Origin of the sequence: Neorhodopirellula pilleata (assembly GCF_007859915.1) — a bacterium.
Classification (GTDB): Bacteria; Planctomycetota; Planctomycetia; order Pirellulales; family Pirellulaceae; genus Rhodopirellula; species Rhodopirellula pilleata.
In genome coordinates this window covers 527,194-550,805 of the sequence record NZ_SJPM01000001.1, presented here as the reverse complement: position 1 = coordinate 550,805, position 23,612 = coordinate 527,194, and the positions used below count along the sequence as shown (strand labels likewise).

Genomic DNA, 23,612 nt, shown 5'->3' with positions numbered 1-23,612 from the left:
GACTACTACCTCCGTCGGCTGACTACTTCAGCAAATAGGCGCGACGTCCGTCGAAAAACTCTTTTAAATTCATGCTGCCGTGGCCGCGCCCCGGTTGGACCGTTTCGTCTTCTTTCTTAATCACTGCCGACGAAACGGCAGATCGAAACGATTCATAGCTGCCCAGTTTGCGAGTTTCTGTTTTGACCGCGTCGTCAATCAAGTTCGCTTGCGTTTGAACGAAAGGGCCGATGTTATTCCAGTCGAGTGATTCTTCCGCGATCTGGCGAACATTCGCGAGGTACTGTTCGCGGTACTTTGGCACCGCCAGCACTTTGCTTCGCAGCGGCTTGTCGGAGTCCTCCGCTGCGATCATCGGATCCAGTTCCAGCGGCGCGGTTCGCGGTCGGTCGTCACGCTCAGCTATCTCGGAATCAGGTCTGCCAAACCCGCCACCTGGTCCACCGCGACGACCGCCCGGCCCTCCGCCGGCACCACGAAACGCTTCGTTCATATCGTGTGGGATGAAGTGGAACTGATCTTTCTTGTCTAGGAAAATGCTGTAATCGCTAGCGCGGACCCAGTAACCATCGGAGTTGATCAGCGAAACATCCAATGCTAGGAACCACAATAATTCGTCGACGTCGACGATCAGTTCGAGTGCGTCCGGCAATGTTTCGGTCGGCGTTTCTTCTAACACCCGGCACAACTCAATCAACTTGGCCTTCGCCTTCTTGCCGGCGGACTTTTGTTCGTAAGGATGATCGTATGCTGACGGGTCTTGGCCGCGATAATCCAATCCGCCGCCTCCGCGAGGCGACCCGGAAACTTTCCAGCGTGTTCCTTTGCTGGAGTCATAGTTTTCTTTTAAGAAATCTTTATTGAACTGCTGGACATTGGTGTAGACACCCCAGTTCTCTCCGTTGATGACGACGCGAACGAAGTTGGCTTTGGGCGCAGGCATGTAGCTGCGAGCAATGTGCGAATACAACACGGTGCTCATCATCGAATTGTCGCTGGCACCGTTGAGCAAGTTCAGCGTCTTGTACCCGAGCAATCGTTGATCATCGTCAGCCATGTCCATCGACACGTTCAGTGACCGTTTGTAACCGGCTGGCACCATTCCGTAGGATGACGCACCGCGAAAGTGAATACCGACATTCGGGTAGGTCTTACCGTCAACAGTCAGCGTGGCCGCGACATCGACATCGGTGCCATGAAAATCTTCGAGTTCAATTTCCCAGTCAGCGTTTTCAAAGTCGACGAAAATTGTCCGAAGAACGGTTGTGTCGTAGAGGTCATTTTGCAGCGGAGCGACTGAAGATTTCTCCACTCGCTGGCCTTCGCTCGCCTCCGGGCGATCGCCACCCATTCCGGGAGGCCCACCGCGACCGCGACGTCCGCCGTCTTGTGGACCATCGGGACCGTTGGGTCCACCGAATCCACGCCCACCGAGGTCCGGTCCACCAAAACCGGGCGGTGGCCCAAACCCACGCCCGCCATCAGGCGCGCCACCGCCTCGCGGGCCACCGGGTCCACCAAAACCGGGTCCACCAAAACCAGGACCGCCGAAGCCCGGCCCACCAGGACCACGCCGCTCCGGCTGGTTCTCTTTCAAAAAGGTTCTAGCTCGCTCGCGTTCTTCAAGATCAAGCCAACCGTTATCGTCCGTGTCAAACTGTTCCAGAACCTCACGATCTTCGCCGCCCGGACCACCACCTTGGAAGTTTGGCGGTTGGGACGAAACCGTCGTTGAATAAGCGAGTGAACATAGAACGATGCCCGGTAATAGAATCGCTTGAGCAGATGAGTATCTTCGCACCATGGACGCAGACCTTCGTGAGTCGATTGAGGAAACAGTTCTTAAGTGAATGAGGTTGGTGTCCGCACGACCCGTTTATTGAGCCACGCAGTAGAGCGATTGATTGCTTCGCAGGTAGAGTCTTCCGTCGCTGACGGCGGGGGATGCATTGAAGTCGGTTTCGTCGTTCGCGAACTTGTTTTGTGCGATTGGTTGGAACGCATCGCCTGGTTCGTACACCAACGTTCCGCTGCGGCGAGTGACGACGTATATCTTGTCGCCGATCAACACCGGTGACGCGTAAACAGGACGACCGCTTTCCAGGTTCGTCACTCTCTCGCGATAAATCACTTCGCCATCGTCTGCCAGGGTGCTGTAGGCGATGCCGCGATCGTCGATCCAGTAAAAGCGACCGTCATGCAACAGCGGTGTCGCAACGTACGAACTGGAGCGGTTGGTCCATCGAACGTGCGAGTCGCTGACGTCGTCCTTGCCACCGGCGCGAATCGCGATGCTGCCTGACGCTCGGTATCCACCGAAGCTGTAGACGGTTTCTTCGTCGACGATCACCGATGGCGAAACGTTGCCAGTCATCGGCGAACTGGCGTACCACTTCAACTTGCCGGTCATCGGATTGAGTGACCAAATTTCCGACGGAACGCTGATGACAAGTTCGTGCTCGCCGTCGGCGAGCGACACAATGCGAGGCGTGCCGTAGGTCAACTCCAGCATGTTCGCTTCCTGTCGCCAGACTTCTTCACCGGTGGCTTTGTTCAGGGTGATAATGGCTCGCGACTCTTCGGCCGCGTTGACGATGACCGTATCGCCGAACAGCAATAGACTTGCCGCCGAACCCCACTGGCGATTGCTGGACTCTTTGCCGATGTCCACACTCCACTTCTTCTCGCCATCCAGGCTGATCGAATGCACGCCACCTTTGCCGAGGAAGACAAACACATCTTTTCCATCGGACACCGGTGTGTTGCTGGCGTAACCGTGTTCGGTGATGTAACCCTGATACCCGTCTTCGCGATAGTCGATCGGGAAATCGACGGACCAGAGATGTTGGCCACTGCTCTTGTCGAAGCACAGGACTTGACGCTTCGGGTCAGGCTCGCTGACGTAGCACGTCACGATGATCCGGTCACCGATCACGATGGGGCTGGATGAACCGGTCCCAGGAAGGTCGACCTTCCATTTCAGATTCTCTGAATCGCTCCAAGACTTCGGCACCGATTCGGATGAACGGGCGCGACCATCAGGACCAAGGAACTGAGGCCAATCGCCGGCTGATGCCAACGATGGAGAGATCAATAGAAAGAGAAAGCTGAAGATGGAGTGTCGCATGTTTTTGCTTGAGAGAGGTTACGTGTCGTGGCGTCAACTACTGAGGCCGTTGCGGGCGGTCTGGACGATCTGGGCGGTCGCTACCATGGCCGGGGCCTCGATCTTCGCGTGGCGGTCCACCTTCACCATGCGGGCCGTGGGCTTGATGCTCTTCGATTTGTCGCTTTTGTTCATCGGTCAGGATCGCCGCGAGTCGATTGTCGACGTCGGCTTGCAGCTTGGCGAGTTGGTCCTTTTGCTCTGCGGTCATGTTCAAAGAATCGACAACGAAGTCGGGCATCACCTGACCGGGTTTAGGAGGAGGTCCACCTGGTCCACGATGCTCGCCAGGACCACGATGTTCGCCGGGACTGCCACCCTCCGTTCGTTCGCTCGGACGTTCTTGATCACCGGGCTGACCTTGCTCACCGCGCCGTCCTCGGTCATCGCGGCGAGCGAATTCTCCGCGTCCGTCTTGGCTGTCACCTTCACGTGGTGGACGATGACTTGCTTGATCGTTGCCCCGTTGGCCTCTTGGTTGTTCACCACTTAGCTGCTCGCCTCTTGGCGGTGGCCCATCTTCACGACGGCCCATCTCACGACGTTCATTATTCAAAGCGACTTCGAGTTCGGCTTTGGTGATCGAACCGTCGCCGTCGGCGTCGACTTGGTCAAACATGCGACTCATGGTCTCCAATGGAGAGCCGCCTGGGCCGTGACCGTGTTCGCCGTGTTCGCGTGGGCCATTGGGGCCTCCTATGGCCCCGTGACCGTTTGGGCCTCGACCACCACCGGGCGGTTGTGCCAGTGCGATACCGGGAGCCGCCAGAAGAATGGCGGACATTGATAGTGCATGTCGAATTTTCATCGTATTTTCCGTGCTGAAGAAGAGAAATGGACGCTCGGCTATTCATGCGACAAAATGATTCATGGCGGGCCAAAGGTTCAAAAGTTTTTCTATTCGGAATTATTCGTGCAAAGTCTGGCCCTCATGAACACGCGATGTCGCATTGCTTCGCGAAGCCGGGCTTCGTGATCCGCAATCGACATCTACAATGGCCTCATGAACAACGACGTTACCCAAGTCCTTTCCGCCATCGAAAACGGTGATCGACAAGCCGCCGCCGAGCTGCTGCCGCTCGTCTATGAAGAACTACGTCGACTCGCCTCAAGCAAGATGAAGCAAGAAAAAGCGGGTCTGACGTTGCAGCCGACCGCCCTGGTCCACGAAGCGTTCATGCGACTGGTAGGTGGCGAGGACAAGCAGCAATGGGAAGGACGTGGACATTTTTTTGCCGCCGCGGCTGAAGCGATGCGACGTATTTTGATCGACAACGCTCGACGTCGGGGTCGAGACAAACGTGGTGGGGATTTTGTCCGGCATGAGCTCGGCGACGATTGTGCGATCGCAAAGCCAGACGACCTCGAAGATTTGCTGAGCCTGGATGAGGCTCTGACAAAGCTCGCCGACGAGGACCCTCAATTGGTCAAGCTGGTCGAACTGCGCTACTTCACCGGCATGACCATCGACGAAACCGCCGAGGTGTTGGGCGTTTCGCCACGAACGACCAAGCGGAATTGGGCGTACGCGAGAGCTTGGTTGCAAAACGAAATGTCAGACGCGGGCGGATCATGAACCGTGCGGCCCAACGAGCGATCTTCATTCAGGCGATCGAAGAGGAAAGTCCGCAGGAACGAGAGGCCTATCTTCAATCAGCCTGCGGTGGAGATACCGAACTGCGAGCAGCCGTCGATGCATTGCTGGCCGCCCACGACCAAACGCAGAACATGTTGGACCATCCCATCGTGGGTGGCGTGAGGTTGGCGTCAACGATCTTGTCCTCTCCGATCGAATCGATCGAGCACATCGGCATGAAGATCGGTCCCTACCTGCTGATGGAACAGATCGGTGAAGGCGGATTCGGCCTCGTGTTTGTCGCCCAACAAGAGAGTCCGGTCCGACGCAAAGTCGCGTTGAAGATCGTCAAACCCTCGATGGGTTCCAAGGAAGTGATCGCACGGTTTGAAGCCGAGCGACAGGCGATCGCCATGATGAACCATCCCAACATCGCGCAGGTTTTCGACGCGGGAGTGACCGGCGACGGACGACCGTATTTCGTAATGGAATTGGTTCGTGGAGTTCCTATCACGGAATTCTGCGACAACCATCGTCTTGAGATAAATGCTCGGCTGAATATCTTCTCCGATGTTTGCGGGGCCGTGCACCATGCTCATCAAAAAGGCGTGATTCACCGGGACATCAAGCCATCCAACGTCATGGTCACGCTTCACGATGACAAACCAGTCGTCAAGGTAATCGACTTCGGTGTCGCCAAAGCGATCGGCCAATCGTTGACCGATAAGACAATCTACACTCGCTTTTTTTCGATGATCGGAACGCCTCTTTACATGAGCCCCGAGCAGGCGGAGATGAGCGGTCTGGACGTCGACACTCGCAGCGACATCTATTCACTCGGCGTGCTGCTATATGAATTGATGGCTGGTGCGACTCCGTTTGATCGCGAGCGGCTGGACAGCGCAGGACTCGACGAGTGGCGACGAATCATCCGAGAAGAAGAACCGCCGCGGCCGAGTCAACGGTTGACGACGCTGGGCGAACGCATGACGACCATTTCGTCGTCCCGACGCGTTGAGCCTTCGCGATTGTCGTCGACACTGCGTGGCGATGTCGACTGGATCGTAATGCGGTCACTAGAGAAGGATCGCAGTCGCCGCTACCCCTCAGCGATCGCGTTGGCCGACGACGTCCGACGGTATTTGCGTCAGGAACCGATTGAAGCTCGACCGCCGAGTACGATTTACCGTCTGTCCAAGTTCGCGCGGCGTTATCGCGTTGCCCTCGCAACTGCGACGTTAATACTGTTGATCTTGACCGGCGGACTCGCGGCTAGCGTGTGGCAGATGCGACGAGCGGTCTGGGAACGTGATCAAAAGGAAGCCGCACTTCACGAAGTTGAATCGTTCGCGGAAAAGGTGACAATTGCAAACGAGTTGGTCGCTCGCGGTGAGTCACTGGCAGGCAACAATCAATTGGACGCGGCGGAAGCGGCATTTGATGAAGCGGTATCACAACAGCCGAGCTACTACTTGCCATGGGTAAGTCGCGGCCAGTATTTCGCACGCCAGCAACGTTGGAGCGAAGCGGCCGACGACTTCGCCGAGGCACTCAAATTGGGAGCGGCCACCGACACGCCGCAGTGGTGGGGTGTGCCGGCTCTGTTTGAACTGAGTGACAATGATCAAGCGACTACCCAATACTTCAAGCGTTTCAGTGAACGCCTGTCGGAGGTTTTTGATAATGGACGAGGCAATGAGCCCCTTGAGTCCGAACTGGAATCTGCGGGGACAGGACCCGTTGCCTCGTCCACTACGTCCGAAGCCGAACAGTTACGATGGGAATGGATTCGCAATGGTTTGATCAGCGGCAATGTTCTGAGCGACCAGCACTACCAACAACTCGCAGAATGGACCGACCGAGTGCTCGCATTGCCGCACCGTGGACCCGGACCCCCGGAGCCAGGACCCCCGGAGCCGGGAACTCGTGGACGAGGACCACGAGACAGCGAAACTAGACGTGACCCTTCGCGTCGCGAGCCTCCGCCGCGGCCTAACGATCGCCGCCCACCACCACGAGACGACGGGTTCCTCGGCGGTCCAAACCCGTCACCCTTGGACTTGATCGTCCCGTTGCCCCGCCCCGTGCAAATCTACATATCGGGCCTTGCTCATTTGCGAGCAGGCGATAATGAGCGAGCGATCGAGCGTTTTGAGACTGCGGCGGAGATGCGATGGCCGAATCCGTTCTTGCTCCATGCACCTCTAGCGATGGCGTATGCGAGCGAAGGCAAAAAGGACGAGGCTCGTGAGCAGCTTAAACAGGCCCACGAAATCGCTGACGAACTTCAAGCACAAACAGGTACCACCGATCGCTTTGCCGGCGCTCCGTGGTTTGATCTTGCCGAATTCGAGGTGTTGCAAGCCGAAGCAAATCACCGTCTGCGACAGTAGTTTTTTGGGGGAGGGAGTTTTTAACGCAGAGGTCACAAAGACGCAGAGAAGAACGCCCAGCACTTAAATTTTGTAAACCCTTCTCAATCAATACTTCCTCTGCGGCTCTCTGCGCCAACGCGTCCTCTGCGTTTATACCCTCACTGGTAGATCGCCAATTCCCTCGCCCTTTCCCTCGTAGCGTTTTCTTCTCGCCGCAATCGCAACAGTCGTTAGAATCGCAATCGCTGGGTATGCGACCGTCGGAACTTCAAAGCGATGAATACTGCTGATCGGTTGCGTTTGCGAATCTGCGATCTCGGCTAACGACGCCATGATGGCGTCTAGCGTGACATCGGAAATTGGCGGCATCGATCCGCCGGCAATCATGCCCAACGAGCGGTGCAGCTTCAAATCCGACTTAAGAGCAACATCGATCCACTCAATCGCTGTGTCGAATACTGATTGAGGAAGATTGAACTGATCCACCGCAATCATGCCGCCACTTCCAGCGTTCCCACCAAACCACGACGCGATGGCAGCGTCGACGACCTGACCGTGCAAATCAGTCGTTTGCTCCAGGGCGGATCGGATCTTGGGCAAGATGTCGGCCCCGATCTGCCAAGGTTCAGACTTATCTCGCGAGCCGTCTTCAGAAAGATCAAATTCCAACGGTGACAGTTCGATGAGTCCACCGTCACGCTCGATCGGTGCAACTTGAATACGGCTTATACCGGAACGGAGATCGGTTAGAGTGCCCGACGTTGCGATTGGAGCCGAATGTGATTCTTGACGCTCTTCGCGAAGCAAGAGATCGTCTTCAACAATTCCGTCTGCTGCTTCTGTGACCTCGTCGGTTGTGAACGCTGCAATCGCCGTGTCGATGACTGCATCGGCTGGGGCTTGAGATCTTCGCTGCTCGACATCGGGAACTGTCGTGGCGGATAGAGGTGCTGCTTCGACGACGACAAACAGTGGGGGACGAGCGGGCGAGTCCTGTCGCGGCGGAATCGTCGTCGCGTCGGCGACGATGCGAGTGGGTTGACGATTGTTCGGAATATTTGCCGCGACTTGTTGCGAGCGATCGCTATCTAAAATTCGCGATTGATCATCGCCTCGCGTATCGTGACCGAACAGGTTGATCCTCAAGTCGTCGCCGCCAAATAGATTGCCGGCCAACAGTGATCGTTTTTCAAGCGGTTCGATACGCAGGACACGAGTGCCATCGTGGTCGTTCATGATTCGCCTCCGACTTTGGAGAGGTTGATCTCTTGCGTTTTAAGTGTGGCTTGGTACTTCTGGTTTTGCGGAGCCAATGCGATTGCACGTTGCTGATGCTTGATTGCGTCGGCATAGACTTCTTGTGCTACCGTGCGATCGCCGATTTTCGCGGCAACGAACGCCAAATTGTTGAGAATGCCGCCGAGCATGTTTTCGACCTCGGCGGTCTGCGAAACCGTTTCGCGAAGTCGCCGTCCATGCGTGGCGGCTTGATGCAACGCTTCGCGGGCAGCAGTGAGCTCGCCGGCCCCTGAGAGCGAGAGTCCGAGTTGATTTAGACTGAGGGCCAGATCACGGCGGTAGCTCGGATGATCCGGCCATCGGTTGTGGAGTTGGGTTCCGATGGCAACCGCTTGGCGAAGTGAGTTGCTCGCCTCGTGATACTCTCCCGTTGCCGTTTGCGCCTCGGCTAGCGTATTCAGCGTCAGTAGAACCTGAGTCGCGAGTTTAGGATCGCTCGAATCTTGCTGTAACTTTTCCAAATGGAGCGTTAGAGATTCCTTCGCCAACGCCGCCGCCCGGACCGGATCGCGGCTGGTCAGCAGTCCGGCGAGATTTGATTGAAGGGTCGATCGCAGAGCAACACTTTCGCTGCCAAGCAAGCTCAACGCCCGCTCGTATGTCCGTTGAGATTCAACTGGGTTACCGGCGTCGGCCAACATGCCGCCGAGGTTGTTGAGTGTCCTGGCCAATTCGATTGAATTCCCAAGTTGCTTTTGAATCGAGATCGCGCGGGCAAACCACATCGACGCGGTTTCAAATTCGCCGGACTCAGTAAGCTGCAGACCGAGATTGTTCTGGCTGATTGACCATTGAAGGTTCAGCTCACCGTCGTCTGGCGTATTTCCTGCGAGTTCCGCGTAAAGACGTTCGGATTCTCGCAAGGAATGGGTCGCGTTCCCCGGCTGACCAAGTTCGCTTTGAAACAAACCGATCTTTCCATACGTGACCGCTAGGTCCAAACGTTGCTGATCGTCTGCACTAGCGATGGTGCCCGCGTTCGCAATTCGTTGGTAGTAATCGAGCGTTTCTGTCAGCAGCCGATGACGCACGGAATCAGCCGCAGGAATGTCCGCGAGCAATTCCGCAATTTGCATTCCCAGACGATCGACGGCTTCGCGCGTGATCGCCCGATCTTGCTGTGATTGAATCAACAAAGCATCGGAGACTCGTTTTTCAGCCGCGAGCATCGTCGTGCCCACCGCGAGACCGGCGAGCGTCAGACTGCCAACGATCACGGTAGCGATAACGGCAATTCGGTGTTTGGCGGCCTGCCGAACCAAGCGGTCGATCAAAGTCGGAGGGCGAGCGATTGTGGGCTCTCCTGCCAGCACTCGCCGCAAATCATCGGCGAAGTGCATCGCCGTTTCGTAGCGGTCATCACGTCGCAGCGACATCGCTTTTGAGATGACCGTCTCGAGATCACGCGGCATGCGACCCACGCTAATTGCGTGATTCGGGTTCAATGCCAACATCTCCTGTAACGTCGCGGCGAGCGCATAGATGTCGGTACGACCGTCAACGATCGCCGATTCTCCACGTGCCTGTTCGGGACTCATGTAGCGAGCAGTCCCGACCACGTCGGACGGTCCCGTCACCGATGGGTCGTTTTGAATTCGAGCGAGTCCGAAATCGGCGATCCAAACGTTATCACGTTGATCGAGCAACAAGTTTGATGGCTTGATGTCGCGATGAATGATGCCGTATTCGTGCGCTGCTTGTAGTCCTTCGGCGCCCTGGATGGCATAGCGAACCGCCGTTTGCCAGTCATTCGTGTCGCTATCTCGACGCTGCTCAATCCATTGTTCCAACGACTGACCGTTGATGTATCTCATCGCAAAGAAATGGACCCCACGTTCGTAACCGATCGCATGAACGGGAACAATGTTGGGATGCTGTAAGCCAGCCGCCGCCTCCGCTTCGTGCTGGAAACGCGTCAATTGACGCGGATCGAGCACTGATGCCAAAGGAAGGATCTTCACGGCAACCGTTCGATTTAACGACTGTTGAGTCGCACGATAAACGACGCCCATGCCGCCACGGCCGATGGTTTCGTGAAGCACGAAGTCGCCGAGTTGATTGTTGTCGCTTTGGTTGTCTCTGATCGCTGATGACGCTGATTCCCCGCCAGCCATCCGGTGCAGACTCTCTAATCCACCAACGCAAACACGTAACGGCTCGCGAAGCTCGGGAGCCGATCGCGTGAGTTGTTCAACAGTAGGCGGCACACCCGATTCCATTGCGCCAAGGTACTGCTCAAGCAGCTCGCCGATCCGCTCTTTTTGATCGTCCGTCAAGCCGCCCATGAAGTCGGGTTCGTCGTCGTCGATAAGCGAACTGTGATTACCAAGTGAAATCATGATGCGGCTCCGTTGTCGTCTACTTGAGCAACCTCTTTAAACTTGGCGATCGCGCGAACCCACAACATGCGTGCCGCCCCAGACTTGATCTCCATCCGCTGAGCAATCTCATCGAACGATAGACCCTGCAAATTTCGATACACGATCACGTCACGATAGCTCTCTTTCAGCTTCGCAAGCTGATCGGAAAGCTCAGCAGCCAGTTCGCGACGCATCATCACTTCGCTCGGCGACGCAGCCTTGTCGGTGACCATGTGCGAAAGCCTCGCCATGCTGTCGTCGAGTCGTTTCGCAACGTGATCCAGTGCCACCTCTCGGCGAATGTCCCGCTTCTTCGCATACACGTTTTTCTCAATCGCGTGGCTTAGGCAATGGCTCAGGATCTGACGCAGCCACGCCATGAGTTCGCCTTCGCTTGTGCCGAGAAATTGGCCGAAGTCGCGATGAGCGGCCAGCATCGTTTCTTGGACCAGATCCGACGTACTCATCCGGCGACGCAGCCGCTGATCAAGCTGAGTCGTCGCCAGAATAGCCAAGTAGTTCTGATAGAGCAGCAACAAGCTTCCGAGCGATTGCGCATCGCCTCCGCGAACGGCGGCGATCTTTTCGCTCACAGCTTCGTTGGTTTGGGATTGGTCGATTGAGTCTATGGACATGCTTTTCTGTCGGGTCGAGAAGAGGAGAACCCACCGAAGATCAATGCGTCATTTCTTCGCCGTGCGGGCCACGACAAAATGGGCTGTTTTGGGAAATCAACATTGCGAAGCAGGATTTTGCAGCGGTGGTCAACGAAATCCGTCGATTTTCACGCAAGGAATCTGGGCGTGTTCCGCTACTCGGCGTCCAAATCACTCGCGTACAACGGCATGTGGCGGTAATACACCTCCAGGCAGTACAAAGAAAAGCATGTTGTGTAGAGGCGGCCAGCGTGCCGTCCCCATGCGTCGTTTTGCGGCGACCAGCTACCTCGCTCGCGACCGTTGAGTTCTTGCTCGGCGGGCAGCGCCACCTTCATTTTGTCGTTCCACTGTGTCCATAGCGGACCGCCATAGTGATGTAGCGACTGGGTGGCGTAATACCAGTAATAGACGTCTGACTGGCGGACGTTGATCGGATGATTTTGCACCAGAGCGCCCAAACCTTGGGCCATTCCCGGCATGTTGCGAGGCAACCCCATGTATTGCCGGCACAGCAAGCCTTCGGCGGTCATCGACGGTGTTGCGATGTCGCCAACTTTGTAGGAATAACCAACCGCCGCGTAGTAATCGTTCTCTGGCCTCGTGCTGACTGAGTCGAGATAGCGTTCGACCCTTGGCCAGACGTAGCTGTCGACATTCAAGCCCGCCGCTTCGCCACTCTTGAGCCCCATCACGAACCAGCCCGTGACGGACGTATCGCTGTCATAACGAGGTTGGTAGCGCCAACCACCTTGTGGCGACTGCGAGCGGCAGGCGAAGTCGCATGACGCTTGTGCGTAGGGCCGAATCCATGAATCGCCCGTCATCGCGTACAGTTCACAAAGTGCGATCATCGCTTGAGCCTGTGCGTACATCTTTTCGTGGTCAGCGGAACGGACGGCCATGAATCCTTGGCGATCTTGTTGCTTGACCAGCCATTTGACGGCTCGCCAAAGCTCTTTCTGGTATTGACCGCCTCGGTGGGTGCTGCCGGCACCCATGAACGCCAACATCGCCATCGCGGTCGCCGAAACTTGGTTCTCGGAGCGAGCACCTGAATCGTAAGGACCTCGTAGGGACCAAGTGCCATCCTTCAATTGATTCTGTTTGAGCCATTCGAGTCCCAATGAGACAGCGTCCTCGGTTGCGGCGGTTCCTCCGGCTTCTCTGAGTAACTTTTGCTTCATCGCGCCGGTGCGTCCGGCGAACATGTTTGTCGCCGACGCAGAAAGCTTCGTCATCGGGAGTTCAACCGATGGTTCGAGGGATTCCAATTTGGGAGCCAACGACGCCAATTTGATCTTGGTGTCAAATTCGATCGGCTCGAGATCGACCTCCGTTTCGGAATCAAAGTCGAATGTGTCTGGCAGATCGCTTAACTCGATTGGTTCGATTGAAAACTCAGCCAACTCGGTCGTGATTTCGTCTTTGCCGTGAGTCATCGTTAAAACAATACGGCCGACAGCTCCCGAGGACGTCGAGATCAACGCGAGCACGAGCAACAACACCAAATGAACGACCATGCTAACGAGCCAAGCCGGAGCGTCTTCGATGCGTTGCTTGATCGCCTTGGGATGATAAAACTTGAGTGCGACCGTTTGTTGTTTGGGTGACGGACCGGGCTTCAACAGCACTGCCGGCTTTGTTCCTTCGCTTCGCCAGCGAAGCCGCGTTGTGTTTGCTGACGTTTGTTGAAGTGCGACTGGCGAAACACTTAAGCGCCGGGTCGGCGGCGGAGGAGGGACGATCGTCGCGGAGTGAGAAGAGGCTTGCATCGTGGGCAACTCAGTTGATGCGGCGGTTGAGACGTTGAAACGCGTGCCCAGTGAATTGGAAAAGCGGTGGCCGCGCGATCTCGGACAACCGCGGGGCGTTGCCCACGCGGTTAAACGAGCAGAGGTGACAGGCTTTAGTCAACGTTGACAGAGGCCAATGTGTACGCCTCGGACGATCGACCTTGTTCACGCAGTCGTTCAGCAATGCGTTCGGCACGTTTGGCCCGATTCGCTTCGGCACGAGCGAGCCGATAGGGAAGGGCCTGTGCTTCACGCTGCATCGCTGCTAAACGCTGCCGCTGAGCGTTCAGGTACATCACGCTGGCGACTTGGCGTTGCGTTGCCAACACTCGCTGCTGATACTGCATCGCCATCAAGTTGCCCTGAGAATAGCCGCTGGAGGCCAGCGGGTTTTGTGAGTAGAGCGAACTGGTGGCGAGCGAAGTGGGGCTGCCTGTCGGCATCGCACCCCGGCCACCACCACCAGAGCACTGGGCGTCAACCTCGCCGGACGAGAACATCACCGCGGATGCTACGCCGGCGAGTAGGAACAGGACATTTCGTTTGCGAACCACGATACACCTCCAAGTGTGTTGAACTAAGGGAGATCCGAGCCGCTTCACATGGCTCACTGATCAAGTAGGGAACGTCAATGCAAATCCGTCACTAAAAATCTCAATCAAACGACAATCTCAAAATCAAATCCTCGTAAACGAGCGTCGCCGGTGGAGACCAACACGTCGAGGGTTTCGCCGGAATCGGCCAAGCGGATTTGATAGTCACCGGTTTCGGCGAACGATCGGAAACGATAGTTGCCGCGTCCGTCCGTGATCGTGGTGTCGACCACTTCACCATCGCCGTCGAGCAGTTCGACGGTGATGCCATCAACGCCTTGCGAGTGACCCAAATCACGCGAGCCACCGCGACCCGATCGACTGGACGCTGGCTCGACGGCCACAGCCGTCACCGTGCCGCGAACCTCCGCTTGCATGAAAAACACGTTGTCCTGCAAACCTTTGACGTTCGTATTCCGCTCGATCACATCGGCCAACGTCGTGTTGTCAATCGCCCGCAGTTCTCGACCCTCGAAGACGTTTTCGTAATAAAAACGATCACCGTCACGAATCCGCTCGAACTGGTCCGCGATGATCGTTTGCGTCAGCTCGCCAACCGAGGCTCCACGCACATGGTCTTCGGCCATCAAACCGACCCACAAGTCGATGTTGTTAACGTCGCCGTAGAGCGTCTCGAGTTTGCCCTGCAGTTCAGTGTCGCTTGTGATGTCGGCGAACGAATCAACTGCGTCCAAACCGTAGGCTTTCCGCGTCGAGTTGTAATCATTCAATCCGTGGTCGCGTCCCCGCTGAATGTTTAACGCAACAAGATCAAGTCCGCCCGCTCCGGGAGGCCCGAACAAGAAGTTACGCAAGCTGTCGACGACTTCCAAATCAATCTCTTGAGCTTGCGCCGAAGCTTCGTACTTCAACACCGAGTCGATGCCGGTTTCATCGAGCAACGACGACGCGAAGAACGCATCCTTCAATTCGATCTCGTCAAACAAGTCGCGACCTTCGTTGTCGAAGAACCCGACGTCGTCGTTCAGCGTGCTGTGTCCGAACCGAAACGCAGCGGTCGAGAACTCGGTCGCCAGTTGCGGATTAACGCTGGCATCGTAGCCGTCGTATCGCGAGATCGCTCGGTTGCCCAGCAGTGCCGGCAAGAATTCGTTGTACGTGATCGCTTGAATTTCACCGATCACGATCGCACGAGCTTGTTGGTAGATCGCTTCATCGGACAAAGTCGGGTCGGCCGCCTCGATCTCATCAGCCAAGCGATTGTGTTCGCGAACGAACAAAGTCTGCACCGAGGTCAACGCAACGTTTTCACTGGCCCGCACGTCGCCGGCGAGCACCCGGCCGTCGTCACCGAGCGGCAGCAGACCATCGTCCGTGATGACCAATCGCCCTCCCTCGAAGGTTCGCAAGCCATCGGCCGTCGCTTGATCGCTGCCGTAGACTTGCGAGCCGTCAATGAAAGCGGTTAGCCGATTAATTTGTTCACGAGGATTGTCGGTTGATGTTCCGGTGGTCTCATCAAACTCCGATCGTGTCAACGGAATCGTCGCTTCACCGCTGCCGGTCGGATCGAACAACGGATCGCCCGTGGGCACTTCGATGTCGAACGATTCACCAACATCGGCTTCTTCGGTCAAACCAAAGTCATGGTCGATGAACTGTCCCCACACGTAGATGAACGCGGACAGGTTTCGGTCGCTGAACGTTTCGCCGTCGAACTCTGACAACTCGTTGCTGATCTCGCGAGCGCTCGGACGATCGGTTCCGGCGGGTTCCGAAATACCATCGGCATAGTCGGCGTCGGCGATGCGAATCAGTTGCTCGCGGGTGCTGCCGAGATTGGGGTTTTCCACATTGTTTCCGGTGCCGTCGATCGAGCGGACTTCGTCGGGCAGTGATGGGACGACGTCGTTGTTGTTGCGGTCGTTGCGCGAAAAGTCGTCGGACGATCGGCCTTGATTGAGCCGATTGATGACTCGCAAAGCGTCGAGGGCTGTTCGCCTGCCATCGTTGTTCACATCGGTGAACATTTCCGAATCGCCGTTGCCCTGACGGCTCATCGCGTTGATGATCATGAGCGCATCGACGGCCGTGACCTGACCGTCATCGTTAACGTCTTCGGCATCGAAGACGTTGTGACGAAAACCATCAAAGTCGGCCGCCAGCAAGCGTCGTGTCTCGAGCGTTTCGGCGCGAAGACGTCGCTTTTTTTGTTGCGTTTTTCTGTGTGATCGCGGGGCGTTGCGCACGCGCATAAATGAGAGGATTTGAAGAAGGTGTTGTAGTGTCATCGCGGATACCCTCGCACGAAAAGAAGAGAAGAGTGGAGTCGGCCAAGCATCGCCTCATCTTCCATAGGGCATTTTCCGCGCAGCAATGTCACGCCAGCGACAGATTATTTTCCGCCACTCGTTTAACCGCGTGGGCAACGCCGCGCGATATCAGGCGAATCGCGGCCCGTTGAGCACGCGGTGAAACGATCAGAATCAGCGCCCCATCGGAGAACGTCCACCCGGTCCGCGTTGCATCTGTTGTTGCTGTTCTGCCGTTAAGCGATTTGAGCTTCCAAGCCAGACATCAACTTTGCCGGTGATGTTTCGAGTACTAGTGGCGCAAGTTCATTGCGTCGAACAGCGACTTGCTTGGGTGCGTCGATGCCAATCGTCACCCGTCCGCCGGCGACTCGCGTGATCACAATTTGAACGTCGTCGCCGATCGTGATTCGCTCGCCGACTTTTCGTGACAGCACTAACATGGTCTCTTCCTTGAACGAGGCTGATGGAACAGTTCGCAGACAAGACTCCTGCGGATACCAACTCAGGACGCTTACCCACCGCTTGTGTCACGAAGAAGTTTGTCATTCTCCATCGCGAATTGGCGAACAGCTGCGGCTGAAACTTTCAGCGAGCGTTGCGGCGAATTCGGTAGGCAATCACTGAGGACGTTGAGGTCGATCCGGTCGTTGGTTTCCAGCATCACCCTCGGCATGATCGCGACCGTGTGGTGGGCCGGCATTTTGAAGTTGAGCCTGCTGGTCGTCCGTCAAGATCGCCGCGAGTCGCTTGTCGACATCGGCTTGCAATGCGGCGAGCATGCGCGTTTGCTTTTCATTCAGATTCAGTGACTGCGCAATCGGTTCGGGCAAGACTTGACCGGGCGTTGGAGGCGGTCCGCGATGGCCTCCGTCTTGCGGCGGTTGGTTCTGAGCTTGCTGGTTGGCTTGACCGGCGTTACCACCTTGCGGAGGCGGACCACCTCGGCCGAATTGATTGCCGCGGCTTTGGTTTTGCAGAACCGCTGTCAGCTCCGCCTTGGTAACGCTGCCGTCTTGATTGGCATCCGCCTGCGTGAACAACTGCATGATCATCTCCATGGGCGGGCCTCCGCCTTGACCCATTCCAGGAGGACCACCGCGTCCCGGTGGCTGAGCCAGTAGCAAGCTCGGACTAAGCACGATGCCGACGATGACGGTGATTGGAAAGCCACGATTCATGGTTTGATTCCTCAATGAGATTGACGAGTAGCGAAGAGCGAAAGATGTTCGATAGACACCTTCCCTCTGGGGTAATGCGCCATCGGCGGATGTGGAGGGCCACGCTTTGTACAAGTTTTTTGCAAATAGTTGAAATGCTCAAAAACAACCGGAAATTCGCAGTTTTCGCTCGTTTTGCGTGCAAGAGTTCAGCCGATGGTATCCGAATAGGAACGTGTCATGGGTTGGAGTGGAAGTTAAATGGTGACGAAACACTCAGCCCATCTAGCGAACAAAACTTAATCAAAGGGGTAGCATGAATATCTCCAGCTCTACAGCGTCTTTCGCGAGTCAAGCATCATCCAATAGTTCGCGTGCCCCAGGACCGCCTCCCAGGGTCGAGGACCAGCTTGCGTCGGCCCTGAAAACGATCGGTGTGGATGATTCCACGTCCGCGAATGTACTTGAGCAAGTTGGCGAATCGCTCTCGGCTATGCAATCGCAGTCATCGTCGGGTCGGCCAAGCCGCGAGGCAGTTCAGTCTGCGGTGAGCGATGTATTGGAGGCCAATGGCATCGACTCAGCGAAAGTCGAGGAAGCGATTGCGGCGAGAGGTCCATCGCGTTCAGGGGGCGCATCGCGTTCCGGGGGGCCCTCAGGCGCAGGTCGCCCCAACGGACCTCCGCCACCACCGAAGAAAGAGGAAAGCGAAACCAGTGCGGTGGAATCCGCCCTGGTTTCTGCGGGTGTCGACGAATCGTCGACCGATGAATTGATCAGCCAGATCATCGACACGATTGGGGAACTGACGACGGAATCAGGAAGTAATGTCTCCCAAGATGAGCTTCGCACGGTGCTGACCAATCTGTTTGAAGAAAACGGAGTCGACTTCAGCGCGTTCGAGCAGGCCCTTGCCAGTGAAATCGGCTCCGCAGGATCTTTTCTCGACGTACTGGTGTAGTGGAAAGCCGCAAGTGAGTTACCGATCGCTTCGGTCCGTTCAACAGAACTCCGAAGGCGTTGGCAATTTGAAAATTTTGTTGGCACTACGCTCGACTCAATGGCGCATTGACCTCTGCCGACAAATCCTCGGTCCCACGTCTCGGTATATCCCACGAAGGGATGAAGTGGGCTTTTCGACCATTGAATTGAGACCATTGCCACCATGTCACAACGCCAAGATTTTCTCAGCCGCACCATCAGACGCCTTCAACGCACAAACGAACGAAATACACCACGCCGTCGGCGGCGGTCACGTCCCCTGCGGGCGGAGGCATTGGAAACTCGCCAATTGCTTGCGGCGGACATCTGCCTCAACGAGATCATGGCCGACAACGACTCTGTAGTCTCCGATGAAGCCGGTGAGTTTGACGATTGGATCGAGATCTACAACGCTGGCACCGAGGCGGTTGATCTTGGGGGTATGTACCTGACCGACGATGTGGATGCGCCGACGCAGTGGCAATTTCCTGCCGGTTCGACCATCGCCGCAGGGGACTACTTCTTGATTTGGGCCGATGACGATCTCGATCAAGGTGATAACCATGCGTCGTTCAAGTTGTCATCGGGCGGCGAGACGGTTGCTCTTTTCGACGCCGACGGAACGACCTTGGTCGACTCGATCGAGTTCGGTGCACAGGTGACCGATGTCGCCTACGGTCGTTCGCCCGACGGCAGCGATACGCTCAGCGTACTGACGACGCCGACGCCTGGGGCAGCCAACTCGGTCGTCGGCGAAGCGAACCTAGCGCCGACCGCCAATGCGGGCGGTCCCTACTTCGGCACGACGGCGGATACCATCTCGCTGAGTGCTTCGGGCTCTGAAGACGACGACGGAAGCATCGCAACCTACGCTTGGGACTTGGATCACGATGGTGAATATGATGATGCGACTGGCGAAGCAGCCAGCTTCTCATCGACAACGGTGGGAACGTTCGTCGTCGGTTTGCAAGTCACCGACGATGACGGAGCGACCAGCGTGGACACGGGCACGATCAAAATTTCGGCGGTAGGGGACGACGGTTCGCCGTGGGATGCCGTCACGATCGACGATGAAGCGGCCGCGTTCTTTGACGACACCTATGTGCACGAGGTGTCGATCACGTTTGAGGATGACGATTGGTACAACACGCTTTTCACCTCGCACGACACGGACGTAGACGACCCCTATTTCGTGGCTGATTTTGTTGCTGACGGGATTGCAATCGACGGAGTGGGCGTTCGCTTCAAAGGAAATTCATCGTTTAGCGGAACCGGCGTCAAGAAGTCGATCAAGATTGATTTCAACGAGTTTGAAGATTTGACGTTCTTGGGCTTGAAGAAGCTGAACCTGAACAACAACTTCAACGACCCGACGATGCTGCGGGAAAAGCTGTTTTACGATTACGCATCAAACTTTGTTGAAGGCGTTGGTCGTGCCGTTTTCACACGCGTCACGATCAACGGCGAATTTTATGGGCTGTACACGGCGGTCGAACAAATCGACTCGACGTTCACGCAAAGCCGATTTGGCGACGAAGAAGACGGCAATCTTTACAAGGGAACCGCGTCTGACGACGCCGTGCTGGAGGATCCTCGAGCCGACTTTGGTTCGGACTTGACATACCTCGGAACGGATCAAGCCGACTATGAAGACTTCTACGACCTGAAAACAAATGAAGCCGCGAACGATTACTCACAGTTGATCGAGTTCATTGATGTGCTCAACAACACTCCATCGGGTGAATTGGCGGATGCAATCGAACCGTTGTTGGATGTCGACAGCACGCTAACCTCGCTGGCGCTGAACAACCTATTCGTGAACCTGGATTCTTACATCGGCGCAGCCCACAATTACTACGTGTATGACCGTGACGACACGGGGCAGTTCACTCATATCTTTTGGGACGTCAACGAATCGTTCGGCACGTTCACCCAGTTTGTCGATCGAGGACAAGATCCTGTCGAAATTGATCCGTTTTGGTTGCCGACGGGAACGGCCATGGGGCCGCCCGGAACTCCGGTCGAAGACGAATCACGCCCACTGGCAGAAAGCCTCTGGGCGGTCGATCAGTACAGCACCGACTATCTTCGCGACTTGGCGCAGATGTTGGAAGATGGATTTGACGTCACGTCAGCCACCGCTCGAATCAACGAACTGGCCAACTTGATTCGCGACGACGTGACTGCGGACCCGAACAAGCAATACACGGCGGCACAGTTCGAGCAAAACCTGACGAATGACGTTAGTGACGGCAGAAGGACCATCTATGGACTGACCAGCTTCATCGAGGATCGGTCGACCTTCTTGGCGTCTGCTCTTTCGCAGTATGATCTGGAGCCCGAATCGGTGGAGGTCTACATCAATGAGATCATGGCCGACAACGATGCCACGATCGAAGATCCCGATGAAGCAGGGGCATTTGAAGACTGGATCGAGTTGTACAATCCAGGCACGACTTCGGTTGATCTGAGCGGTTTCTACCTTTCCGATGACGCCGAAGATCCGACGCAGTGGCGATTCCCGAGTGGATCAACCATCGACGCTGGCGGTTACCTGCTCATCTGGGCTGATGGCGATACCGACCAAGGCGACGATCACGCCGCATTCCGATTGTCCGCTGGTGGTGAAAGCGTGTTGCTCTATAACACCGACGGTACGACCTTGGTTGATTCGGTCACTTTTGGCGAACAAACAACAGATGTATCTTACGGTCGATTCCCCGACGGATCATCGACCTTGACCGTGTTGTCGGCCGCAACACCTGGTGCTGCGAACACCAACGACCTCGTTGAAAACGTTGCTCCCGTCGCGGAAGCCGGCGGACCATACTCGGGAGCGGTCGGCGATACGATCTCGCTGAGCGGCGCGACTTCGACCGATAGCGACGGCACGATCGCATCCTACGCATGGGATTTGGACAACGACGGTCAGTACGATGATGCTACCGGCGAAACAGCCTCGCTCGATGCAACGACGCCAGGCACTTTCACGGTCGGTTTGCAAGTCACCGATGACCAGGGTGCTAACAGCACCGATGCGGCGACGATTACTGTCACTGAAGAATCGTCCGTGGTCCTTATCAACGAGATCATGGCCGATAATGACGCGACGATTGAAGACCCCGATGAAGCCGGAGCGTTTGAAGACTGGATTGAGTTGTACAATCCGGGTGTGACCTCGCTTGATCTCAGCGGGTTCTACCTCACCGATGACGCCGAGGATCCGACACAGTGGCAGTTCCCAACCGGATCGACCATCGACGCTGGCGGTTACCTGCTCATCTGGGCTGATGACGATACCGATCAAGGTGACAACCACGCCTCGTTCAGGTTGTCCGCCGGTGGCGAAAGCGTGCTGCTCTATCACACCGATGGTACGACTTTGGTCGACTCGGTCACCTTTGGCGAACAAACGACGGACGTTTCCTATGGGCGTTTCCCGAACGGATCGTCGACGTTGACTGTGTTGTCGGCGGCTACTCCCGGTGCTGCGAACACCAACGAAGTCATTGAAAACGTTGCACCCATCGCGGAAGCCGGTGGTCCTTACACGGGCACTGTTGGCGAGACGATCTCGCTCAGCGGCGGAACGTCAACTGACTCCGATGGCACGATCACCGCCTACACCTGGGACCTCGATAACGACGGCCAATACGATGACGCCACTGGAGAAACCGCCACGTTTGGCGCAGTAGTCGCGGGCGCATTCACCGTCGGATTGCAAGTCACCGACGACGATGGAGCCACCAGCACCGACACCGCAACGATCACGGTCAACGCAATTGCGAACGTCGCTCCTACGGCTGACGCGGGCGGCCCTTATTCAGGTACCGTCGGCGAGACGGTCTCGCTCAGCGGTTCAGCTTCAATCGACACCGATGGCACGATTGCGACCTACGCTTGGGACCTGGACAACGACGGGCAGTTCGATGACGCAACCGGTGTGGCGACAAGCTTCTCGGCTACAACGACAGGCACGTTCACTGTTGGCTTACAAGTTTCTGACAACGCCGGAGCAACCAGCGTCGACACGGCGACCATCACGGTTAGCGCGGCGGTAACGCCAGGGATCGTCGTGATGCAATCCGGCAATTCAACGGTGGTCAGCGAATCTGGACTGTCCGATACGATCAGCTTGTCGCTTTCCAGCCAACCGACGGCCGATGTGGCCATCACGATTACCAGTGCCGATACGGCTGAAGCGAGCGTTTCGCCGGGGCAGCTGACGTTCACTACAGAAAACTGGAACTCAGCCCAGACGGTGACCCTCAGCAGTTCCAACGACGGACTGATTGACGGGAGCCAAACTACGGTAGTTTCGTTCGCCGCCACCAGCAGCGATCCCGCCTACGCCACCCTCGCTGATGTTGCAGTCGAGGTCGTCACCCAGGACGCTGACACGTCGAATCCGCCAACACGAATCTATACACCCGACTTCGTCGTTCGCCCCCATGTCATCCCCGGCGATAGCATTCCCACCGCGATCATTTTCCGGGCCGTCGCAGATGCGGACATCTCGGTGGTTCCTATCGGCACCGCAAGTGTCGGGCAAACGATCCGTATGCTTAATCAAGAAGTTGCCGAGGTCGGAGGCTATTCACAGGGCGTGATGACGGCGACCGTGACGGCGGGCCAGATGTACGCGATCGTGTTCGAGCCTCATTCAGAGAATCGCATCTACACGGTGCGATCGACCGCGGGCACGGACGCGTTCACTCCATCGGTTCCGACCAATTTTCTGCAACCGACCGATACGAACGGCGATAGCCGCACGACGGCCTTGGACGCATTGGTTGTGATCAATCAGCTCAATCGCGAACAAGTCGCCGAGGGAGAGATGTTGCCAACCGCGGCGATGTACGACGTCAATCAAGACGGACAAACGACGGCCCTGGATGCTTTGTTGGTGATCAACGAACTGAATCGTCAAAACAGTGTGCCGAGCGAGGGCGAGTTGGTCCCTTTGCCAACGGCGCAGCCTCTTGCCGTAACAAGTTCGTTGCAAACGACGACGACGGAAGTTAACGATGAGCCCATTGTGGACCTGAGCGTCGCCGGAAGTCGGCTGGTTGGTACCCCAACAACAGTCCCGACAATGTCGTTTCGATCGCGATCCATCGCGGTCGCCGAACTGGCCGAGGAAGGCGAACCCATCGTCTCGGAGAACGACCTCGAACTGCTTGCTTGCGATTTCCACCGAGTGTTTGGATAGGCGTCGTCCGCAAGCTCGGCATCGAATTGCAACGTAGCGGTACGGCGTGAGCCGTCTGGTGCCGCGATACCGGACGGCTCGCGCCGTTCCGCTAGCAACGTTTTCCATACCCTTGCGTGACAATAGCGGCTGCTGATCGTCCTTGAAGAGTAAGCCACCACTCCT

At 56.5% G+C, this 23,612-nt stretch carries 15 protein-coding genes; 4 read left to right on the top strand and 11 right to left on the bottom strand.

What is annotated here, in order from left to right; translation table 11 throughout:
* Window positions 1–22: 22 nt before the first annotated feature.
* The 3 genes from Pla100_RS01725 to Pla100_RS01715 all read right to left on the bottom strand — a co-directional run bounded on the left by Pla100_RS01725 (window position 23) and on the right by Pla100_RS01715 (window position 3,974).
* Window positions 23–1,804, bottom strand: coding sequence for a CotH kinase family protein (locus Pla100_RS01725; RefSeq protein WP_146575952.1), 1,782 nt, complete (start codon window positions 1,802–1,804; stop codon window positions 23–25).
* A gap of 72 nt (window positions 1,805–1,876) precedes the next feature.
* Entirely contained in the window at window positions 1,877–3,127 is a 1,251-nt protein-coding gene (locus Pla100_RS01720; protein ID WP_146575951.1) for an outer membrane protein assembly factor BamB family protein, read from the bottom strand.
* Window positions 3,128–3,164: 37 nt separating this feature from the next.
* Window positions 3,165–3,974, bottom strand: coding sequence for an EF-hand domain-containing protein (locus Pla100_RS01715; protein WP_146575950.1), 810 nt, complete (start codon window positions 3,972–3,974; stop codon window positions 3,165–3,167).
* Window positions 3,975–4,169: 195 nt separating this feature from the next.
* On the opposite strand from Pla100_RS01715, the gene Pla100_RS01710 reads away from it, so the two are divergent.
* Window positions 4,170–4,742, top strand: coding sequence for an ECF-type sigma factor (locus Pla100_RS01710; RefSeq protein ID WP_146575949.1), 573 nt, complete (start codon window positions 4,170–4,172; stop codon window positions 4,740–4,742).
* Entirely contained in the window at window positions 4,739–7,135 is a 2,397-nt protein-coding gene (locus Pla100_RS01705) for a serine/threonine protein kinase (RefSeq protein ID WP_146575948.1), read from the top strand. Before Pla100_RS01710 ends, Pla100_RS01705 begins: the two co-directional genes overlap by 4 nt.
* Window positions 7,136–7,267: 132 nt before the next feature.
* On the opposite strand, the gene Pla100_RS01700 is transcribed toward Pla100_RS01705, so the two are convergent.
* The 8 genes from Pla100_RS01700 to Pla100_RS01665 all read right to left on the bottom strand — a co-directional run bounded on the left by Pla100_RS01700 (window position 7,268) and on the right by Pla100_RS01665 (window position 17,275).
* Window positions 7,268–8,353, bottom strand: coding sequence for a hypothetical protein (locus tag Pla100_RS01700; protein WP_146575947.1), 1,086 nt, complete (start codon window positions 8,351–8,353; stop codon window positions 7,268–7,270).
* Window positions 8,350–10,755, bottom strand: a complete 2,406-nt coding sequence (locus tag Pla100_RS01695) for a protein kinase domain-containing protein (protein WP_146575946.1) — start codon at window positions 10,753–10,755, stop codon at window positions 8,350–8,352. The genes Pla100_RS01700 and Pla100_RS01695 overlap by 4 nt, the downstream gene beginning before the upstream one ends.
* Entirely contained in the window at window positions 10,752–11,411 is a 660-nt protein-coding gene (locus Pla100_RS01690) for a sigma-70 family RNA polymerase sigma factor (protein ID WP_146575945.1), read from the bottom strand. Before Pla100_RS01690 ends, Pla100_RS01695 begins: the two co-directional genes overlap by 4 nt.
* Window positions 11,412–11,587: 176 nt before the next feature.
* Window positions 11,588–13,066: a prenyltransferase/squalene oxidase repeat-containing protein gene (locus Pla100_RS01685; RefSeq protein WP_231602554.1), complete on the bottom strand. Its 1,479-nt coding sequence runs from the start codon at window positions 13,064–13,066 to the stop codon at window positions 11,588–11,590.
* Window positions 13,067–13,341: 275 nt separating this feature from the next.
* Entirely contained in the window at window positions 13,342–13,782 is a 441-nt protein-coding gene (locus tag Pla100_RS31440; protein ID WP_231602552.1) for a hypothetical protein, read from the bottom strand.
* Window positions 13,783–13,886: 104 nt separating this feature from the next.
* Window positions 13,887–16,037 (bottom strand): peroxidase family protein, encoded by a 2,151-nt coding sequence (locus Pla100_RS01675; protein WP_231602728.1) that lies wholly within the window; start codon window positions 16,035–16,037, stop codon window positions 13,887–13,889.
* Between the two features lie 293 nt (window positions 16,038–16,330).
* On the bottom strand, window positions 16,331–16,537 hold the full coding sequence (locus tag Pla100_RS01670; RefSeq protein ID WP_146575943.1) for a carbon storage regulator: 207 nt from the start codon (window positions 16,535–16,537) through the stop codon (window positions 16,331–16,333).
* A gap of 177 nt (window positions 16,538–16,714) precedes the next feature.
* Window positions 16,715–17,275: an EF-hand domain-containing protein gene (locus Pla100_RS01665; RefSeq protein WP_146575942.1), complete on the bottom strand. Its 561-nt coding sequence runs from the start codon at window positions 17,273–17,275 to the stop codon at window positions 16,715–16,717.
* Between the two features lie 295 nt (window positions 17,276–17,570).
* Between Pla100_RS01665 and Pla100_RS01660 the strand changes: the two genes are divergently transcribed.
* Both Pla100_RS01660 and Pla100_RS01655 read left to right on the top strand, forming a co-directional pair.
* The gene (locus tag Pla100_RS01660; protein WP_146575941.1) at window positions 17,571–18,215 is read left to right on the top strand and encodes a hypothetical protein; all 645 of its coding nucleotides are present in this window, start codon (window positions 17,571–17,573) and stop codon (window positions 18,213–18,215) included.
* Between the two features lie 204 nt (window positions 18,216–18,419).
* Window positions 18,420–23,447, top strand: a complete 5,028-nt coding sequence (locus Pla100_RS01655) for a lamin tail domain-containing protein (protein ID WP_146575940.1) — start codon at window positions 18,420–18,422, stop codon at window positions 23,445–23,447.
* The last annotated feature ends 165 nt before the right edge of the window (window positions 23,448–23,612 follow it).